We start from the raw sequence: 1,103 nt of genomic DNA, 5'->3' as shown, positions 1-1,103 counted from the left end.
CCCCTCTGGGGGCTTTCATCATACTACCCGCTCTGCGGGTAGTATTTGATTACCGGCCCGACTCCCGCCCGCACCTGGTCGACCGCTGCCTGGGCACCATCTTCCATGCCCCTGACCATGGCGTCCTTGCTGGCTGCCAGGGTCACATTCAGCACGCTTTCCGCACGGGCCTTCGCGTCCTCGCTCCACCGATGCGCAAGCGCCTCCAGCTCCTCCCTGAAGCGATCGATCAACGCTTCCTGCGCCTGCGCACTGTCCTTCATCAGACGGTCATTGATCGTCTGAAGGATCAGGATCGGATCGTCGCGGCTCACGGCGATGCCGTGCTTTGCCGCGATCTCCTTTATCGTCGCCCCGATCCTGTCGGTCATGACATCACCGCTGCATTTTCCAGCGCGTCGAACAATTGCGACTTCACCAGCTTGAGGCGCTGCCGGGTCATGATCGTCCTGGTCCTGTCCTCCAGGGCCTCTTCAAACGTCTGGCGATCCTGGAGCATTTCGGCGAAGTCCCGCCCGTAAGTCTCCCCCTTGAGGTCTGGGATCGTCACAATGGCCGTCACGCGATCCCTGTTGCCCGTGTACGCCTTCATCTGCTCGAATCGCTTCCCTTCGTGTGCTATCGGCCCCCAATAGGGATTGAGCCAAACCACGAAGATCGATTCATCCGGAAACTGGCTGGCGAGCTGCGCGAAGCCGCTGACGGTATCCAGCAGCGCCTGGCCCCCCGTGATGACCGTATGAACCACCAGCTCGTGCCCCATCTCCTGAAGCAGCGCCGGCACCCGGTTCGAGATCAGGTAGTGTGAGAGGGGAACGAAGGCACTGGCGCCGTTATCAATGATCACATCGTTCTCTGCCGTGGCGATGATCTCGACCAGGGCATCAAAATGCCTGGTGTTTATCTCGTCGTCCTCCATGATGTTCAGCCGGCGTACATCGAGGGCCCTGTACCCCGCGAACGTTGCATTCACCGGATCGGTGTCGATGCAGACGGGCGCCTGCCCGATGCTTTTCTTGTATTGTGCAACGATGGCCGCAATGGCTGATTTCCCTACACCCCCTTTTCCTTGCAGAATGATGTGTACCTTCGCCATCAGATTA

Annotated in this window: 2 protein-coding genes; both read right to left on the bottom strand. The window is 59.7% G+C overall.

What is annotated here, in order from left to right; translation table 11 throughout:
- Positions 1-23 precede the first annotated feature (23 nt).
- A complete protein-coding gene (locus tag ACOCD2_RS21335; protein ID WP_419626068.1) occupies positions 24-371 on the bottom strand; it encodes a conjugal transfer protein TraM in 348 nt (115 codons plus the stop codon).
- The coding region (locus ACOCD2_RS21330) for a conjugal transfer protein TraL (RefSeq protein WP_419589828.1) at positions 368-1,103 on the bottom strand (736 nt) is incomplete at its 5' end. The genes ACOCD2_RS21330 and ACOCD2_RS21335, both read right to left, overlap by 4 nt.

This window comes from Thiolapillus sp., assembly GCF_048562965.1.
Taxonomy (GTDB): Bacteria; Pseudomonadota; Gammaproteobacteria; order Chromatiales; family Chromatiaceae; genus Thiolapillus; species Thiolapillus brandeum_A.
This window is presented reverse-complemented; position numbering and strand designations above follow the sequence as displayed.